Below are 17,436 nucleotides of genomic sequence, written 5' to 3' on the forward strand. Positions count from 1 at the left end.
TCCGTAAGCACCTGACCCTGAACGCTCCGCCCCCGAGGACCTGTCATGCCCATCGCCACCCGCGCCTTCGCCGCCACCGCCGCCGACGCCCCGCTGTCGCCCTGGAGCTTCGACCGCCGCGATCCGGGCCCGGACGACGTGGCCATCGAGATCAAATACTGCGGCGTCTGCCACTCCGATCTGCACGTCGTGAAGAACGACCTGGGCGGCACCCGCTATCCGATCGTGCCGGGCCACGAGATCGCCGGCGTGGTCACTGCCGTGGGCGCCAATGTCACCCGCTTCCGCGAGGGCGACCGGGTCGGGGTCGGCTGCATGGTCGATAGCTGCCGCGCCTGCCCCGCATGCCTTGAAGGCGAGGAGCAGTACTGCGTCCCCGGCATGACCCAGACCTACGGCTCGGCCGATCCCAAGGGAGCCGCGGTGGGCCAGACGATCACCCAGGGCGGCTATTCCGATCGCATCACCGTCGACCAGAACTATGTGCTGCGCATTCCCGACAGCCTGCCGCTGGACGCTGCCGCGCCGCTGCTGTGCGCCGGGATCACGACTTACAGCCCGCTGCGGGAATGGGGCGTCGGCCCGGGCTCGAAGGTGGCGGTGATCGGCCTCGGCGGTCTCGGCCACATGGCGGTCAAGCTGGCCGCCGCCATGGGCGCCGAGGTGACGGTGCTGTCGACCTCGGACCGCAAGAAGGCCGACGCCGAGCGGATGGGCGCGAAGCATTTCCTCATCAACTCCGACAAGGCGGCGATGAAGGCGGCGGGCGAGAAATTCGACCTGATCATCAACACCGTCTCGGCCACGCACGAGATCGCCGGCCATGTGAACCTGCTGGCCCGCGACGGCACCATGGTCATGCTGGGCCTGACCACCGAAGGCCTGCCGATCTACGCCATGCCGCTGCTGTGGCGCCGGCGCCGGATCGCCGGCTCGCTGATCGGCGGCATCCGCGAGACCCAGGAGATGCTGGATTTCTGCGCCGAGCACGGCATCGCCTGCGACATCGAAACGATCGCCCCCTACCAGATCAACGAGGCCTACGCCCGGATGGAGAAATCCGACGTGCGCTACCGGTTCGTCATCGACATGGCCCGCATGTAGGCGCGAAGGGGCGAGGGCGGATGACCGGGCCGCAAGCATGCGGTCTCGCGCTTCGACCCTCGCCCCTCGACCCTCGACCCCGCCGCCGCTACACCTGTCGACGAAGGCCCTCCGTCAGAGCGGGCCATGCAGGACAGGGAAACGAACATGGCACGAGTGGCTCTGGTCACGGGCGGCACCCGCGGCATCGGCAAGGCGATCGCACAGCGCCTCAAGGAAGACGGCCTGCAGGTGGCGGCCGGCTATTCCGGCAATGTCGAGGCCGCCGAGGCCACGGCCCGCGAACTGGGCGTCATGGTGGTCAAGGGCAACGTCGGCTCGTTCGAGGACTGCCAGCGGGCGGTGGCCGAGGTCGAGGCGCAGCTGGGTCCGATCGACATCCTCATCAACAACGCCGGCATCACCCGGGACGGCTTCTTCCACAAGATGAGCGCCGACCAGTGGTCCGACGTGATCCGCGTCAACATGGACAGCGTCTTCAACATGACGCGCCAGGTGATCAACGGCATGCGCGACCGCGGCTTCGGCCGCATCGTCAACATCAGCTCGATCAACGGCCAGAAGGGCCAGATCGGCCAGACCAACTATTCCGCGGCCAAGGCCGGCATGATCGGCTTCACCAAGGCCCTGGCGCTGGAGAACGCCCGCAAGGGGGTCACGGTGAATTGTATCGCCCCCGGCTACATCGACACCGAGATGGTGGGGGCCATGGACGAGAAGGTCCTGGCCGGAATCATCGCCCAGATACCCGTCGGAAGACTCGGAAAAGGCGAGGAAATCGCCGACATGGTGTCATGGCTGGCCGGCGAGCGTGCCGGATATGTCACAGGGTGCACCCTGTCGCTGAACGGCGGTCAGTATCTGGTCGGCTAGGGGCCGTCCGCCCAAAATCCGCCGCGCAGCGATTCCACGACAGAGCCCATGGAGTTGACGGCAAGGGTCAGAACGGCGCGGACGCCGCTTCCGGCCGCGATGGCGATCGCCTTCGCGGCGGTGGGCCTGTCGCTGCTGCCCATCGCCTCCGAAGCCGCCGCCCAGAACCGCAGCAACGCCCAGGCCGAACAGAGCCGGACGCTGCGCAACCGTGGTCCGTCGACCCCGACCCTACCGCCGGTCGGGCGCTATGTGACCGAGTCCGGGGAAGGCTTCATTCTCGACCGCTCGGGCCGCCATCCGCTGCTGCGCTTCGAGCGTCGCGACGAGACCTGGGTGCTGCGGCCCAGCGCCGCGCCGCGCGGGGACGTCATCTATCGCAACGACGCCGGCGAGCAGGTCCTGAGGGTGACCCCGAACGGCGGCATGACCGTTTATACGCCGCGCGCGCCCGGCGGCTCGCCCGCCTCCTTCACCGGCTCCGGCCAGAGCCTGACGCCGCCGACGCTTGGACCGATCCTGCTGTTCCGCCTGATGGCCCAGCGCAGCGCCATGGTCAGCGAGGTCGTCGGTCGGCTGGTCGAGGTCAACCTGGAAGGCGACCAGTCGGAATCCCTGTGCGTCGAGGCGTTGATCGTCACCACGGAGGCGGTCATCCGCATCGCCCGCTCGCCGACCGCGCGCCAGTACGTCGCCGACCTGCGCAGCATCACCGTCATTGAGGGCTCGCGCACCAGCGTGACCTATGCGCGCGGCCGGCTGACCGTCGTCGTCAATCCGCGCGAAGGCATGGCCGGTCGGCCGTCCTCGGCCCGGGTGATCCGCGCCATCCTGCCCTGACGCCGGGCTAGCCCGCGAAACCGTCCTTGGCCGCGCGCCGGGCGGCGAAATCCGCCGCGTCGGCGGCGCGCAGGAAAGGGTTGAAGGCCTTCTCGGACCCGATCGTGGTCGGGACCGTGGGCTGGCCCCGCTCGCGCGCGGCGAACACCGCCGCGGCCCGGGCGGCCATCTGCGGCCGGTCATCGAGGCTGAGGGTGAAGCGGGCGTTGGCGGCCGTGTACTCGTGGGCGCACCAGACCGTGGTCTCGTCAGGCCAGGCCGCGAGGCTCTGCAGGCTGTCCCACATCTGCTCCGGCGTTCCCTCGAACAGCCGGCCGCAGCCGAGAACGAACAGCGTATCGCCGACGAAGGCGTGTCCGCCCGCCGCGTCGCGGTAGACGACATGGCCGAGCGTATGGCCGGGCGTATCGGTCACTTCCAGCGCGATCTCGCCGAGCCGGACCACGTCGCCGCCGCGAACGGCCCGGTCCAGCGGGGCCGCCCGGCGCACCTCCTCCGGACCGACGATTTCGCAGCCGGTGGCGGCCTTCAGCGCCGCATTGCCCTGGGTGTGATCCGGGTGCCAGTGGGTGTTCAGGATCAGGTCCAGCCGGCCCCAGCCCGAGCGCTCCAGCTCCGCCAGGATGGCGTCGGCGTCCGGGGTGTCGACCGTGGCCACGGCGCCGGTGGCGGGGTCGCGCAGCAGGAAGCCGTAGTTGTCGGACAGGCAGGGGAACAGGCGAACGTCGAGGGGCATGCCGCATCCTAGCAGTCGACACCTGCGGGGCCTATGGTGACCGGATGCGGCGCAGCATCGAGGAACTTCGAACCTTCTACGGCGAGCCGGCGGGCGCTCTGGCCCGGCGCCTGCTGGCGCGGCGGCTGGAGGACGCCTGGGGCGAGGCGGCCAACAGCGACGTGCTGGGGATCGGCTATGCGACGCCGTGGCTGGACGCCTTCGTCGGAGCCCGCCGGGTCGTCGCGGCCATGCCCGGCGGACAGGGCGTGGAGCTGTGGCCGGCCGCCGGCCGCAACCGCACTGTCCTCGTCGATGACCGCCGCCTGCCCTTCGCGGCGGGCAGTTTCGACCGCATCCTTCTGGTTCACGCGCTGGAAGAGGCGGAGGACGCGGCCGGCCTGCTGACCGAGGCGGTGCGGGCGTTGTCTCCCGCCGGTCGCATCATCCTGATCGCCGCGGCCCGGGGTGGATTGTGGTCGCGGGTGGAGGCGACCCCGTTCGGCCATGGCCGCCCGTTCACACGGCGGCAGCTGGAGCGGCTGGTCCGCGACGCCGGGCTGGAGCCCACCGCCTGGTCGCAGACGCTCTATGTGCCGCCCTGGGGGCCGTTGCTGCCGTTCGCGGACGGGTTCGAACAGATCGGCCGGCGCATCCTGCCCGGGGCCGCCGGGGTCATCCTGCTGGAGGCGACGCGGCAGGCCTATGCGCGGGTGCATCCCGGGAGCGCCGTGGCCACTGCCAAGGTGCGGGCGCCCGCCCTCCGGCCGCAGCCGGCCTCGCGCAGCGGACGGGTTCCTTCCTGACGACCCGCGGGCGCTTTGCAGCCGGGCCCGCAGGCCCTAAAGGGCGGGCATGCAGAGACTGATCCTGATGCGGCACGCCGAGGCCGAACGGGCCGCCGGCTCCGGTCGCGACCGTGATCGCGCCCTGTCGTCGCGCGGCCGCAGCGACGCCGCCGCCATGGGGCGGGCCCTCGCCGCGCGCGGCCTGAAGCCGGACCTGGCGCTGGTGTCGCCCGCGACGCGGACGCGCCAGACCTGGGACCTGCTGCACGACGCCTTCGGCGACGTGCAGATCCGCGACGACGAGGCCCTGTTCAACGGCGGGGCCGACATCCTGCGCCGCCTGGTCGAGAACGCCGAGGACGAGGCCGGCTGCCTGATGCTGGTGGCGCACAATCCGGGCGTCCACCTGCTGGCGGTGGAATATCTGATCGAGAGCGCCGCCTCGCCTTCGGCGCTGGACCGCATGAGCGGCGGCTTCCCGCCCGGGGCCGCGGCCGTGTTCGGCGTCGACGCAGCGGGCCGTCGCACGCTTGAAGGCTACCTGCAGCCCCGCGATCTCGTCGCCGAATGACCGCCACAGCCTACAAGCTGGTGGACCGGAGCGAGTGGGAGGCGGCCCGCGCCGCGGGGGCCTATGCGGGCTCGGCCGTCGACCACGCCGACGGCTACATCCACATGTCCACCGCCGCCCAGTTGGCGGAAACCGCGCGGCGGCACTATGCGGGCCGCGACGGACTGGTGCTGGTCGCGGTGGATACGGCCGCGTTGGGCGATGCGCTGCGGTGGGAGCCGTCGCGGGGGGGCGACCTGTTCCCGCATCTGTACGGAGCCCTGCCCGTTTCGGCGGCGCTGTCCGAACGCGCCCTGTCGGTGCAGACCGACGGGACGCCGGCCTTCGACGACGGAGGGCGCACATGGGCCTGAGCGACATCGGCGCCGCCGTCCTGCGCCGCCTCGATCCGGAAACGGCCCATCGTCTGGCGATCCTGGCGCTGAAGGTCGCTCCCCTGCCGGCGCCCCCCGCGGACGATCCCGTGCTGACGACGACGGTCGCGGGCCTGCCCCTGTCCAATCCGGTCGGGCTGGCCGCCGGTCTGGACAAGAACGGCGAGGCCCTGCGCGGGCTGGCGCGGCTGGGCTTCGGCTTCGTCGAATGCGGCTCGGTCACGCCGCGGCCGCAGCCGGGCAATCCCCGCCCCCGCCTGTTCCGCCTGTCGGAGGACGCGGCGATCATCAACCGCATGGGCTTCAACAACGAGGGGCTTGAGGCCTTTGCGGACCGCCTCGCCCGGCGCCCGCGCGGAACCGTCATCGGCGCCAATCTGGGAGCCAACAAGGAGACGGAAGACAAGGCCGCCGACTATGTCGCCGGGCTGACGCGGCTGAGGGGCCTGGCCGACTACGTCACGGTCAATGTGTCGTCGCCGAATACGCCCGGCTTGCGTGACCTGCAGGGGCGCGCCGCCCTGGACGACCTGCTGGGACGGCTGGCGGAGGCCCGCGCGGGCGACCGGACGCCGGTCTTCCTCAAGATCGCACCCGACCTGACGGCGTCGGAAATCGGCCTGATCGTCGAGGCGGGGCTGGATCATGGTCTCGACGCCCTGATCGTCTCCAACACCACTCTGGACCGGCCAGAGACCTTGCTGTCGCCGCATCGGGGCGAGGCCGGCGGGCTGTCCGGGGCGCCGCTCAAGCCGCGGGCGCGGGCCGCCCTGAACGCGGCGGCCGAAGCGGCCGCGGGCCGCCTGCCGCTGATCGCGGTGGGAGGGATCGATTCCGGGGCCGAGGCCTATGACCGCATCCGCGCCGGGGCCTCGGCGGTGCAGCTTTACAGCGCCCTGGTCTACGAGGGTCCCGGCCTTGTCGGGCGGATCAAGCGCGACCTCGCCGCCCGCCTCAGGGCCGACGGTTTTTCCACCGCCGCGGAGGCCGTCGGAAGCGCCCGTTGACGGAGCGTTAGGGCAAGCAGGGGATGATGCGCCAAGGGCGAGTACGCCCGTTTCGGGGGAGCCGCATGGCGATCGCCACAGTCGACATGCCTGCCGCCGCTCTCGACAGCTGGGCCGTCGCCATCCGCCAGCGCCGCAAGGCGCTGCTGCAGCGACTGGGCATGGCCGCGGCCAGCGCCCTGGTGTTCAGCCCCCTGCTCGGCTGGACGCTCAGCGCCGGCTGGGTTCTGGGCTATTTCCTCGTCCAGCTGATCGACCTGTGGATCTTCGGCCCGATCAACGACGGCAAGACGGAGCGGCTGCGCGGCCTGCGGCGGCTGGCCGGCGACGCCCTACTGCTGATCAACGCCAGCTATTTCGGCAGCCTTGCGATTCCGCTCTGGATCGTCGGCGGCGCCATGGGCGGGATCTGCGCCTCCATGCTGCTGTCGGCGGGGGCGATCTATTCGATGATCAACGCCCCGCGCTCGACTTCCGTGCTCGTGCTGACGGTGACGCCGCAGTTCCTCTATCTGGGCTCGATGCCCTTCTTCATGGCCGCCTACGGCGCATCTCCGGCCTTCGTGACCGCGGCGGCGATCGCGGTCGGGGTGTTCATCACCTACTGCCTGTCGACCTGGAAACGGATGAACCAGGCCCGGATCTCGGAGACCGCCGCGCGGATCGAGGCCGAGGACAAGCGCGCCGACGCCGAGCGCATCATGGAGGGCCGCAGCGCCTTCCTCGCCGCGGTCGGCCATGACCTGCGCACCCCGATCAGCGCCATCCTGACGGGCTCCGCGGAACTGGAGCGGGGCGCAAACGACAGCTCCGCCCGGGCCCAGGCCCGGCTGATCAGCGACGCCGGCTTCATGATGAAGGCGCTGCTGGACGACCTCCTGGACCACGCCAAGCTCGAGGCCGGGCACATGACCGTGGACGCGGTCGACTTCAACCTGCGCGACCTGCTGAACCAGACCACCCGGCTGTGGCGCGGCCCCGCCCGGGCCAAGGGCCTGAAGCTGCGGATCGAGGGCGCGGCCACGGTGCCCACGGCGGTGCGCGGCGACCCGATGCGGCTGCGACAGGTGCTGAACAACCTGATCTCCAACGCCATGAAGTTCACGACCGAGGGCTCCATCACCCTTCGGTTCAAGGTCTGGGCCGAAGACACCGGCGGCCACGCCGTGCTGATCGAGGTCGCCGACACCGGGCCGGGCATGACGCGCGAACAGCTGGTCCGGCTGTTCACCCCCTTCGACCAGACCGCCGACGGAGTCAGCGCCCGCCACGGCGGCACCGGCCTGGGGCTCTCGATCAGCCGCCAGCTGGCGGAATTGATGGGCGGCCGTCTGACCGCGCGTAGCAGCGTCGGCCATGGCGCCAGCTTCACCCTCGCCCTGCGGCTCGAACCCGCCCAGGCCGGTGCGGTCATCGCCCCCGCGCTCGATCAGGAAAGCCGGGACGCCGTCGCCCGCTCCCTGTCCAACCGCCCGTCCAGCCCCGCGTCGCCCGCGCCGCTGGCGCAGCCGCTGACGGACTCGCCCGCACCGGTCGAGGCCGAGGCGGCGTCCGCCGAAGAGGAGGAGGATGAGGGCCGCCCGATGCGGGTGTTGATCGTCGACGATCACGACATCAACCGCCGGGCCATCCAGCTGATCCTGCAGCCGTTGGGCTGTGACGTCGCCACGGCGGCCGACGGGATGGCGGCGCTGAAGATCTGCGAGACCTCCAGCTTCGACCTGATCTTCATGGACGTCCGCATGCCCGAGCTCGACGGACGCGAGACGACCCGCCGCATCCGCGATGGCGACGGTCCCAACGCCCTCGTCCCGATCATCGCCGTGACGGCCGATACGGCGCCGGAGGACATCGCCGCCTGCACCGACGCCGGCATGACCTATTTCGTGCCCAAGCCGATCACCCCGCCGATGCTGCTGGGGGCGATCACCCATGTGATGACGATGGATCAGACGGAGGCCGAAGCGCCCGTCGAGACCGCCGCGGCCTGACCCCGCACGACGGCCACCAGCCGGTCGGCGAAGTCCGGCGCCTTCATCTGGCACTCCCACACCGTCACGACGCGCCAGCCGGCGGCCTCCAGCGCGGCGCGCGCCGCCGCGTCCCGGGCGCGGTTGCGCTCGATCTTGCCGGTCCAGTAGGCGGCGTTGGCCTTGGGCTGGCGGGCCCCGCGGGGACAGCCGTGCCCGTGCCAGAAGCAGCCGTGCACGAACACCGCCGCGCGCCGGCCCTTCATCACCAGGTCGGGGCGTCCGGGCAGGCCCTGCCCGCCCAGCCGGTAGCCGAGGCCGGCCGCACGCAGGATGCGCCGCACGGCCAGCTCCGGCCCGGTGTCGCGACCCTTCACCCGCCGCATGACGGCGCTGCGCTGTTCGGGCGTGAAGACGTCGGTGGTCATCGGCAATCCGCGCTCACCATGCGCTCAGGCAGCGAGCCGCCGCGCGGCGAGCGATAGCGCCCTCTAGAGCTGCGTCAGCAGATGTTCGGCCGACGAGACCTTGAACTCGCCGGGCTGTTCGACATTGAGCTGCTCGACCACGCCGTCCTTGACGATCATCGAATAGCGCTGCGAGCGCTCGCCCATGCCGAAGCCCTTGGCGTCCATCGACAGGCCGAGGGCGCGGGTGAAGTCGCCGTTGCCGTCGCCCAGCATGACGATCTCGTCCTTGCCGATGCCCTGGCTGTCGGCCCAGGCTCCCATGACGAAGGCGTCGTTGACCGACAGGCAGGCGACGGTGTCGACGCCCTTGCCGGCGAGGTCGTCGCGGTGGTCCTTGAAGCCCGGCAGGTGTTTGGCCGAGCAGGTCGGGGTGAAGGCGCCCGGCACGGCGAACAGGGCCACGGTCTTGCCGGCGAAGATCTCGTCGGTCGAGACGGGCTTCGGACCGTCGTCGGTGGCGCGGGTCAGGGTGGCCGAGGGGATGCGGTCGCCGATCTGGACGGTCATGGCAGGCTCCGGAAGAGGGTCTGAGGTTTGTCTCACGGTCCAGATAGGCCTTGCCGGGGGCCGCGCCAACCTCTGCCCGGGACGCAGCGGCCTTGCGCCGGCGGCGCGCCATCCCGATGATAGAAGCATGGCCGATTTCCATTCCCTCGCCGGACGGCTGCTGGTGGCCATGCCCGGCATCAGCGACCCCCGGTTCGAGCACGCCGTCATTCTCGTCTGCGCTCACCGTCCGGACCACGCCATGGGCCTTCGCCTCGACCGCCCGGCGCCGGGCGTCGATCTGAAGAAGGTGCTCAGCAAGCTGGAGACCTCCGCCCCGGACTCCGCCTCGGACCGGCCGGTGCTGGTCGGCGGGCCGGTGGAACGTGAGCGCGGCTTTGTGCTGCATACGGACGACTGGCTGGTCGAGGACGCGTCGCTCGCGTTCGGCGACGGCCTCGCAATGACCGGCACGCGCGAGGCGCTGGCGGCCATGGTCGATCCGGCCGGGCCGCGCCGCGCCGTGCTGCTGCTCGGCTACGCCGGCTGGGGCGAGGGCCAGCTGGAGGAGGAGCTCGGCGAGAACGTCTGGCTCACCGCTGACGGCGACGCCGAGCTGATCTTCGATCCGGACTATGAGACCAAATGGGCCCGCGCCGTGGCGGGGCTGGGCATCGACCCCGCGCAGCTGTCGGGACAGAGCGGCCGCGCCTGATGCGTCAGGCCGAGCGCGCCTTGATCGGCGCGGTTCCGTCGGCGAGCGACTCGTTCAGATAGACCTCGGCCTCCTGCGCCGGCAGGGCCGGGGCGTAGCCGAAGCCCTGGCCGTAGTGGCACTGGGCGTCCAGCAGAAGCTTGGCCAGGCCGGCGTTCTCGACCCCCTCGGCGACCACTTCCAGCGACAGGTCGCGACCGAGGTTGACCACCGACTTGACGATCTTGGCCGAGCCCTCGTCGGTGTCCATCGTCAGCACGAAATAGCGGTCGATCTTCAGCGTATCGAACGGCAGCTTGGCCAGCCAGGTCAGGGACGAGAAGCCGGTGCCGAAGTCGTCAAGCGCCAGCGAGGCCCCCGCCTGGCGAAGCCGGGTCAGGGTGTCCGCCGCGCGCGAGGTGTCGCGCATGATGTCGCCCTCGGTGACCTCGAGCTTCAGCGCGCCCTTGGGCAGGCCAGCGTCGGCGATGATCCGCGCCACGTCCTCGACCAGATTGGCCCGCTCGATCTCGCCGACCGACAGATTGACGCTGCAGAAGAGCTTGCCGGCCGACGGATGCCGGGCCAGCCATTCGGCCAGCTGCCGGGCCGACTGGGTCATCATCATCAGGCCCAGATCATTCATCAGGCCCATCTCGTCGGCGAGACCGAGGAATTCATCGGGCGGCACGAGACCACGCTGCGGATGACGCCAGCGGGCCAGGGCCTCGAACCCGGCCACGGCCCCGGTCACCAGATTGACGATCGGCTGGTAGAAGGGCTCGATCTCGCCGCGCACGAAGGCGTTGCGGAGGTCGGCCTCAAGCGCCAGCCGGGACAGGCTGTCGGACTCCAGCGCCCGGCCATAGGCGGCGGCCCCGCCGCGCCCGGCGGTCTTGGCCTGTTCGACGGCCAGTTCGGCGCGGCGCAGCAGCTCGGCGGGATCGGAGGCGTCCGGCCCGCCCTCGGCCGCCACGGCGCCGATCGAGACGGTCGGATAGATGTCGAAGCCGGCCACCCTCAGCGGCTGTTCCAGCGCCTCGCGCAGGCGCTCGGAGGCGGCGCCGGAGCCGCGCGGCACGATGACCGCGAACTCGTCCTCGCCGACGCGGGCGGGGTTGGCCTCCTGGGCGAAGGCGCCGTTGAGGCGCGAACCGAGCGCGGCCAGCACCAGGTCGGCGCGCTCGTGGCCGAGGGCCTCGTTGAGGCGGCGCAGACGGTCGACGTCCGCCACCACCAGCTCATAGTCGCCGGGCTGGGTCAGGGTCTCTCCGGCGCGCGTCAGGAAGGTGCGGCGGTCCAGCAGGCCGGTCAGATGATCGCGGTGCGAGGCGGCGAACTTGGTCTCGAGCGCCACCACACCCGCGGCGCGCAGGCCGTCCTCGAGCCAGACGCCGCGCCACAGGCAGGTCTCGGAATCGCGCATGCGCAGGCGGACGGCGACCTCGGTCCCCTCGGCCTGGGGCTTGAGGATGCGCTCGGCCAGCGAACGGTCGGACGGCACGGCCACGGCGGTGAAGGCGGCGCCCGAACACTCCGGCGCCAGCGGACCGAGGCCCAGCGAACGGGTCGCGCCGGTGAAGCGCATCTGGTCGTCGGACGGGGTCCAGATCCACAGCGCTGAATCGGCGGCGGCCAGCGCCTCAATGGCGGTCGTCGCGTCCCAGGCCAGACTTCTGGAGCGAGTATTCAAAACGCGTGACCGGTCCCGAGAAGACGGCCCCAGGGATCACCCCTGGTCAGCCGCCGCGTCCGACGGCGTCGTTGACGATACCGAACAGCAGATGATCTGCCCAAGCGCCGTTAATTTTGAGATAAGCCCGCGCCTGTCCCTCGAGCACGAAGCCGGACTTTTCGAGCACCCGGCGCGAGGCCAGATTGGCCGGCACGCAGGCGGCTTCGACCCGGTGCAGCTTCAGCTCGTCGAAGGCGTGGGCCACCATGGCCCGGACCGCCGCGGTCGCGTGCCCCTGCCCGGCGAACGGCTGGCCGATCCAGTAGCCCAGCGTCCCCGACTCGGCGACGCCGCGCCGCACGTTCGACAGGGTGATCGCCCCGACCAGCGCCTGATCGGCGTCGGCGAAAATGAAGAAGGGCCAGGCGTTCCCGGCCTCCATCTCGCGGGTGTAGATCGACAGGCGTCGCCTGAAGGCGGGCCGGGTCAGGTCATCCTCGGGCCAGGTCGGTTCCCACGGCTGCAGATAGGCATGGGACCGCTGGCGCAGCGCCGCCCAGGCCTCGTGGTCCGCGGCGCGGGGCGGGCGCAGGGTCACGCCGTCGCCTTTCACCACCGGACCGGCCGTGTCGTTGATCCAGTCCAGCAGGGCCATGGCGGAAGACTAACCCCGGGATCGTCAGCCGAAAAGGGCGTCTCGGAAGGCGGCGCCCGCCGGGGCCGCGGCTTTCGGGCCCAGAACGGCGGTCGCCGCACGGCCGGCCGACAACGCCGCCGCGGCCGCCGCCCGGACATGGTCGACGGTCTGGGCGAGGGTCCGGTCCGCCATCGTCTGGGAGGCGATCGGAGCGCCGAAGATCAGCACCTGGGCCGCGGCCCTGCCGGCGCGGGCCGCCGGGCTCTCGTCCGACATCCACAAGCCCGCGTTCATGACCGCCTTGGCGCGCGCCAGCTCGGCCGCGGTCGGTCCGCTCTCGGCAAGCGCCCGGATTTCGGCGGCGCAGACCCGCGCCAGCTCCTCCGCGCGATCGGCCGCGGCGCCAGCGTAGATGCCGAGGATGCCCGCGTCCTCATAGGGCTCGTGATAGGCGTCGATGGCGTAGGCCAGGCCGCGCTCCTCGCGCGCGCTCTGGAACAGGCGCGAGGCCATGCCGCCGCCGAGGATTTCGGTCATCAGCCGGGCCGCCGCATAGGACGGATCGGCCGCCGAGGGGGCCGGCAACTGGAAGACGATGTTGGCCTGTTCGATCCGGCGCGACAGGGCCGCGTCGCCGCCGGTGAAGCGCGGCGCGTCGGGGACCGGCGCGGGCGTCGCCGCCTCGCCGCCGAACCAGCGTTCCGCCAACGCCAGCAGCTCGGCCTCGTCCACCGCGCCCGCCGCGGCCACGACCATGCGGTCGGGCGAATACAACCGGGCCCGCCACTCGCCGATGGAGGCCCGTGTGATTGGCTTCAGACTCTTGACCGAGCCGAGGATGGGACGGCCCAGCGGCTGGCCCTCGAAGGCGCGGGTCTGGGCCATTTCGAAGACGTGGTCGTCGGGGGTGTCGAAGGCCTCGGCGATCTCCTGCGCCACCACGTCCTTCTCGCGCTCGATCTCGTCCGGGTCGAGGGTCGGGCGAAACACCAGGTCCGACAGGATCTGCATGGCCAGCGGCAGGGAGCCGTGCAGGGCGCGGACCTCGAAACTGGTGCGCTCATAGCCGGTCGAGGCGTTCAGCGAGCCGCCCTCGGCCTCGATCCGCTCGACGATCTCGCGGGCGCCCATTTCGCCCGCGCCCTTGAAGACCAGATGTTCGAGGCAGTGGGACCAACCCGAGGTCGCCTCGGTCTCCCATTTGGCGCCGCCGCGCACGGCGACGGTCAGGGCCAGGGTGCGCAGGCCGGGCATCGGATCGCAAACGACGCGGACGCCGTTGGACAGGGTGTGCAGGGTGGCGGTCAGGAGGGTCTCTCTTCCCGGTCCCCGCCCTTGCGGGGCGCGGCGACGGACGGCGGGTTCAGCTTTCGGCGGAGCAGGGCGATATAGAAAGCCGCCAGGGCCAGCGCCAGTCCGAACCAGGTGATGGCGTAGCCGAGATGGTTGTTGTTGAACGCCGCCGGCGGCGCCGACGGCTGAAGGGCCACCCACTCGGGATTCGAGGAGCCGAGGGCGAACAGGGTCCAGGGCGAGACCGGTCCCTCGACGCCGAGCACCCGGGCCATGGCGGCGTTGTCGCGGGCGTAGAAGCGCCGGTTCTCGGCGGACAGGGCCATGGGGCCCGGAGCGGGCGTTTCGCGCACTTCGACGGTCAGCCGGACCGGCTCCTCCGACACCGAGATCGGGGGGCGGGCGGAGATGGCGTCGGCGACGAAGCCGCGGTCGACCAGCAGGGTCCGGTCATAGCCGGGATGGCGGCACGCCGAGATCAGACGGACGCCCGGCTGGCCCTCGTGAATGGTCTGGAGCTCGACCCAGGGCGCGGTGGCCAGCCCCGGGCAGACCAGAGCCGCCTTGCGGAACTCGGGATTGTTCGCCGCGAGGACGATGGACGGATCAGCCGGCGCGGCCTTGGCGGCCGCTTCGGCCTGGGCGATCAGCCCCTCTTTCCACTGCAGCCGCTGCACCTGCCATGCGCCGAGGAAGAGCAGCAGGGCGAGCAGCAGGGCCGAGGCGCTGGTCAGCCCCCAGGGAAAGCGGGCCCGCGCTGCGTCAGCCTTCATGGCGCGACTGTCCCGCCTTGTTGCGCATCTGCAGCGCGACCATCACGCCCTTGCCCGGCCGCATCAGGCCCAGCGACAGGCCGAGCACCAGAGGCAGGGCCACGGCGAGCATCAGCCAGATCGGCGGGTTGAAGGCGATCTGGACGTACAGGGCCCCGAACACCACGGGCGCGCCGGCGATCTGCATCACGAAGACCGCCGCTCCGTCGCCAGTGTTCAGCCGGGTGAAGTCGAAGCCGCATACGGCGCACCGTTCGACGACCTTGAGGAAGCCGGCGTAGAGCGGGCCCTTGCCGCAGTTCGGGCAGCGACAAAGCAGACCGGCGCGGATCGGGTTGATCCGCGCCGGAGCCGCATTCTGGTTGTCAGTGATCATTCGTCACCCCGGCCAGGGCCAGGGTCACCCGAAGGTGACGTAGACGAAGGCGAACAGGAACAGCCACACCACGTCCACGAAATGCCAGTACCAGGCCGCCGCCTCGAAGCCGAAATGCTTCTCGGGGCTCATCTGGCCGGCCAGAAGGCGCAGCAGGCAGACGGTCAGGAAGATGGTGCCGATCAGGACGTGGAAGCCGTGGAAGCCGGTCGCCATGAAGAAGATCGAACCGTACAGGCCCGAGTTCAGCGCCTCTTCGTTGAAGAACAGGTTTTCGTGCAGGATGTGCTGGTACTCATAGGCCTGCACCGCGGTGAACAGGACGCCGAGGGCGATGGTGATGGCGAGACCGATCTTGGCGGCCTTGCGGTCGCCGACCTGCAGGGCGTGGTGGGCCCAGGTCACCGTCGTGCCCGACAGCAGCAGGATGACGGTGTTCAGCAGCGGCAGTTGCCAGGCGTCCAGAACCTCGATGCCCTTGGGCGGCCAGGTCGACCAGGCCGCGGCCGTCTCGGCCCAGTTGCCGATCTCCGGAACGTGGGCGCGCGCCTCGTTGAAGATCGCCATCTCGAAGAACATCCAGAAGAAGGCGGCGAAGAACATCACCTCGGAGGCGATGAACAGGATCATGCCGTAGCGCAGGCCGATGGAGACGACCGGGGTGTGATCGCCGGCGCGGCTTTCCTTGATCACGTCGGCCCACCAGCCGAACATCGACACCAGCACGCCCGCCAGGCCGGCGAAGAACAGCGCCGGCTTGCCGTCGGACAGCAGGGCCGAGGCCAGCGGTCCGGAATCGGCGGGGACCAGGCCCTTCATCCACACCACGGCGCCGATCATCATCACCACGACGGCGATGGATGACACCAGCGGCCACGGGCTGGGATTCACCAGGTGATAGTCGTGATGCGGAACAGCGTGGGCGTCGGCCATCTGGGTCTCTTGCAACGGTCGAGAGTCGTGTGGAGGAGGCTATAGCGCCCGCTATCCGGCCGCGCCAGTGGCAGGCGTTGCGATTGCGGCCGGATCGGCCCCCTTGGTGGGGTAGAAGGTGTAGCTGAGGGTGATCTCGCGCACGCCGCGGCTCTCGCGGTCGGTGGCGATCTCGGGCGCGACGAAATACTGGACGGGGAATTTCATCGTCTGGCCGGGGGCGATGACCTGCCCTTCGAAGCAGAAGCACTGCAGCTTCTGGAAATAGGGCCCGGCCCGTTCCGGCACGACATTATAGGCCGCCGTGGCGTGGATCGGCTGGTCCGAGGTGTTGGTCACGTCGAAGAAGGCCATGCCGGTCTCGCCGATGCGAACCCGCTGGCTGATCTGCTCGGCCCGGAACTCCATCGGCAGGCCGCGGACATTGGTGTCGAAGCGGATCAGCACGGTCTCGTCCAGCACCGTGTCGGGCGCGACCTCGGCCCGCTTCACCGTGCCGTCGAAGCCGGTCACGGCGCAGAACATCCGGTACAGGGGAACGGCGGCGAAGGCGGCGCCGGTCATGCCCATGACGGCGAAGACGCAGGCGATGGCGATCAGGTTCTTGCGGTTCATCGCGCCGCCCTCACCCGCCCTGCGCGACCGGCTGGCCCGCCGCGGCCACGGCCGCCTGCCGCTGGTCCATGTTGTTCTTCATGCGCAGCACCGTGGTCGCGAACACCAGCACGATGAAGGCGACCAGCGCCCCGGCGAGGGCGAGATTGCGCCTCTTGCGGGCGGCGAGCTCTTCGGGGGTCAGACGCATGGCGGCTAAAGCCTCATCAACGGGGTCATGCTCTCGACCAGCAGGGCCGCGAACAGGGCCATCAGATACAGGATCGAGAAGGCGAACAGGTTCCGGGCCGGTTTGGCCTCGGCGCGGACATCATACAATGCGGCCTCTCGCCCCACGGCCTCGGCCTTGTCGGGCTGATCGCCCGCCCGCGAGCGCCACAGGCGGACGGCCAGGAACAGGAAGCCGACGCCGCCGGCGATCGACACCGTCAGATAGATGAGCCCGCCCATGCCGGTCAGGCCGGGCGCGATGGCCACGGGCACGAAGACGAGGCTGTAGAGCAGGATCTGCAGGCGGGTCGATTTCGCCCCGCGCGCCACCGGCATCATGGGAATGCCGGCCCGGGCGTAGTCGCCCGCCGAATACAGGGCCAGGGCCCAGCTGTGCGGCGGGGTCCACAGGAAGATGATCAGGAACAGCAGCCAGGCCTGCCACGGCGCCGCGCCTGTGGCCGCGGCCCAGCCGATGACCGGCGGGAAGGCTCCCGCGGCCCCGCCGATGACGATGTTCTGGGGCGTCCGGCGCTTCAGCAGCAGGGTGTAGAAGCCGGCGTAGTAGACGATGGTCAGCGCCAGCAGGCAGCCGGCCAGCCAGTTGGTCGCCATGCCCAGCAGCATCACCGAGAAGATCGACAGGATGACCCCGAAGGTCATCGCATCGTTCTTGTTGACCCGGCCCGCCGCCACCGGCCGGCCGCGGGTGCGGCGCATCAGGGCGTCGGTCTCGCCCTCCAGCGCCATGTTCAACGCCCCCGCCGCGCCCGCGCCGACGGCGATGCACAGGATGGCGATGGCGGCCGTGAGCCCGTCGATGTCGCCGCGCGCCACCACCAGGCCGGTGACCGCGGTGAAGATCACCAGCGACATCACGCGCGGCTTCAGCAGCTGGAAGAAGTCTTCCGGCTGGGCCGTGGAGATCGTCTGGACGGCGGGCTTGGTCATGAATCCCTTCCGCGCTCGGGAGCGCGAAGCGCACCGGGCGCCTCAAGAAGTCCGAAGGCCGCCCTTTCGTCTGAAAGAGCG

Annotated in this window: 21 protein-coding genes; 9 read left to right on the forward strand and 12 right to left on the reverse strand. The window is 70.6% G+C overall.

The window, feature by feature from the left end; translation table 11 throughout:
- Positions 1-45 precede the first annotated feature (45 nt).
- From V6M45_RS11625 to V6M45_RS11635, 3 genes are all read left to right on the forward strand, one after another.
- Positions 46-1,104, forward strand: coding sequence for an NAD(P)-dependent alcohol dehydrogenase (locus tag V6M45_RS11625; protein WP_332656596.1), 1,059 nt, complete (start codon positions 46-48; stop codon positions 1,102-1,104).
- Positions 1,105-1,251: 147 nt separating this feature from the next.
- Entirely contained in the window at positions 1,252-1,977 is a 726-nt protein-coding gene (gene phbB, locus V6M45_RS11630; protein ID WP_332656597.1) for an acetoacetyl-CoA reductase, read from the forward strand.
- Positions 1,978-2,076: 99 nt separating this feature from the next.
- Positions 2,077-2,817 carry a DUF4908 domain-containing protein gene (locus V6M45_RS11635; RefSeq protein WP_332656598.1) on the forward strand — a complete coding sequence of 247 codons (741 nt, stop codon included), beginning with the start codon at positions 2,077-2,079 and terminating at the stop codon, positions 2,815-2,817.
- Between the two features lie 7 nt (positions 2,818-2,824).
- On the opposite strand, the gene gloB is transcribed toward V6M45_RS11635, so the two are convergent.
- Positions 2,825-3,553, reverse strand: coding sequence for a hydroxyacylglutathione hydrolase (gene gloB, locus V6M45_RS11640; protein ID WP_332656600.1), 729 nt, complete (start codon positions 3,551-3,553; stop codon positions 2,825-2,827).
- Between the two features lie 44 nt (positions 3,554-3,597).
- Between gloB and V6M45_RS11645 the strand changes: the two genes are divergently transcribed.
- From V6M45_RS11645 to V6M45_RS11665, 5 genes are all read left to right on the forward strand, one after another.
- The gene (locus V6M45_RS11645) at positions 3,598-4,338 is read left to right on the forward strand and encodes a class I SAM-dependent methyltransferase (RefSeq protein ID WP_332656602.1); all 741 of its coding nucleotides are present in this window, start codon (positions 3,598-3,600) and stop codon (positions 4,336-4,338) included.
- A gap of 49 nt (positions 4,339-4,387) precedes the next feature.
- The gene (locus V6M45_RS11650; RefSeq protein WP_332656604.1) at positions 4,388-4,891 is read left to right on the forward strand and encodes a SixA phosphatase family protein; all 504 of its coding nucleotides are present in this window, start codon (positions 4,388-4,390) and stop codon (positions 4,889-4,891) included.
- Positions 4,888-5,244 carry a DUF952 domain-containing protein gene (locus V6M45_RS11655; RefSeq protein WP_332656606.1) on the forward strand — a complete coding sequence of 119 codons (357 nt, stop codon included), beginning with the start codon at positions 4,888-4,890 and terminating at the stop codon, positions 5,242-5,244. The genes V6M45_RS11650 and V6M45_RS11655 overlap by 4 nt, the downstream gene beginning before the upstream one ends.
- On the forward strand, positions 5,235-6,272 hold the full coding sequence (locus tag V6M45_RS11660; RefSeq protein WP_332656608.1) for a quinone-dependent dihydroorotate dehydrogenase: 1,038 nt from the start codon (positions 5,235-5,237) through the stop codon (positions 6,270-6,272). The genes V6M45_RS11655 and V6M45_RS11660 overlap by 10 nt, the downstream gene beginning before the upstream one ends.
- Before the next feature lie 65 nt (positions 6,273-6,337).
- Complete coding sequence (locus V6M45_RS11665; RefSeq protein ID WP_332656610.1) at positions 6,338-8,263, forward strand: ATP-binding protein; 1,926 nt, start codon at positions 6,338-6,340, stop codon at positions 8,261-8,263.
- On the opposite strand, the gene V6M45_RS11670 is transcribed toward V6M45_RS11665, so the two are convergent.
- Entirely contained in the window at positions 8,221-8,670 is a 450-nt protein-coding gene (locus V6M45_RS11670; RefSeq protein WP_332656612.1) for a very short patch repair endonuclease, read from the reverse strand. The genes V6M45_RS11665 and V6M45_RS11670 overlap by 43 nt on opposite strands.
- A 63-nt stretch (positions 8,671-8,733) precedes the next feature.
- Positions 8,734-9,219 (reverse strand): peroxiredoxin, encoded by a 486-nt coding sequence (locus V6M45_RS11675; RefSeq protein ID WP_332656614.1) that lies wholly within the window; start codon positions 9,217-9,219, stop codon positions 8,734-8,736.
- 127 nt (positions 9,220-9,346) lie between these two features.
- On the opposite strand from V6M45_RS11675, the gene V6M45_RS11680 reads away from it, so the two are divergent.
- Positions 9,347-9,913: a YqgE/AlgH family protein gene (locus V6M45_RS11680; RefSeq protein WP_332656616.1), complete on the forward strand. Its 567-nt coding sequence runs from the start codon at positions 9,347-9,349 to the stop codon at positions 9,911-9,913.
- Between the two features lie 4 nt (positions 9,914-9,917).
- Here V6M45_RS11680 and V6M45_RS11685 read toward each other — a convergent pair whose 3' ends face one another.
- From V6M45_RS11685 to V6M45_RS11725, 9 genes are read right to left on the reverse strand one after another with little or no spacing between them, the layout of a single operon-like run.
- Positions 9,918-11,585, reverse strand: a complete 1,668-nt coding sequence (locus V6M45_RS11685) for a putative bifunctional diguanylate cyclase/phosphodiesterase (RefSeq protein WP_332656618.1) — start codon at positions 11,583-11,585, stop codon at positions 9,918-9,920.
- A 46-nt stretch (positions 11,586-11,631) separates the two neighbouring features.
- Positions 11,632-12,222 carry a GNAT family N-acetyltransferase gene (locus tag V6M45_RS11690; RefSeq protein ID WP_332656620.1) on the reverse strand — a complete coding sequence of 197 codons (591 nt, stop codon included), beginning with the start codon at positions 12,220-12,222 and terminating at the stop codon, positions 11,632-11,634.
- Positions 12,223-12,246: 24 nt separating this feature from the next.
- The gene (locus V6M45_RS11695) at positions 12,247-13,458 is read right to left on the reverse strand and encodes a M16 family metallopeptidase (RefSeq protein ID WP_332656622.1); all 1,212 of its coding nucleotides are present in this window, start codon (positions 13,456-13,458) and stop codon (positions 12,247-12,249) included.
- 50 nt (positions 13,459-13,508) lie between these two features.
- Positions 13,509-14,270 carry an SURF1 family protein gene (locus tag V6M45_RS11700; RefSeq protein ID WP_332656624.1) on the reverse strand — a complete coding sequence of 254 codons (762 nt, stop codon included), beginning with the start codon at positions 14,268-14,270 and terminating at the stop codon, positions 13,509-13,511.
- Positions 14,260-14,646, reverse strand: coding sequence for a DUF983 domain-containing protein (locus tag V6M45_RS11705; RefSeq protein ID WP_332656626.1), 387 nt, complete (start codon positions 14,644-14,646; stop codon positions 14,260-14,262). The genes V6M45_RS11700 and V6M45_RS11705 overlap by 11 nt, the downstream gene beginning before the upstream one ends.
- A gap of 24 nt (positions 14,647-14,670) precedes the next feature.
- Positions 14,671-15,579: a cytochrome c oxidase subunit 3 gene (locus tag V6M45_RS11710; RefSeq protein WP_332656628.1), complete on the reverse strand. Its 909-nt coding sequence runs from the start codon at positions 15,577-15,579 to the stop codon at positions 14,671-14,673.
- Between the two features lie 51 nt (positions 15,580-15,630).
- Positions 15,631-16,194: a cytochrome c oxidase assembly protein gene (locus tag V6M45_RS11715; protein ID WP_332656630.1), complete on the reverse strand. Its 564-nt coding sequence runs from the start codon at positions 16,192-16,194 to the stop codon at positions 15,631-15,633.
- A 10-nt stretch (positions 16,195-16,204) separates the two neighbouring features.
- Positions 16,205-16,384, reverse strand: coding sequence for a hypothetical protein (locus tag V6M45_RS11720; RefSeq protein ID WP_332656632.1), 180 nt, complete (start codon positions 16,382-16,384; stop codon positions 16,205-16,207).
- 5 nt (positions 16,385-16,389) lie between these two features.
- Positions 16,390-17,355: a heme o synthase gene (locus tag V6M45_RS11725; RefSeq protein ID WP_332656634.1), complete on the reverse strand. Its 966-nt coding sequence runs from the start codon at positions 17,353-17,355 to the stop codon at positions 16,390-16,392.
- Between the last annotated feature and the right edge of the window lie 81 nt (positions 17,356-17,436).

This window comes from Brevundimonas sp., assembly GCF_036676055.1.
Taxonomy (GTDB): domain Bacteria; phylum Pseudomonadota; class Alphaproteobacteria; order Caulobacterales; family Caulobacteraceae; genus Brevundimonas.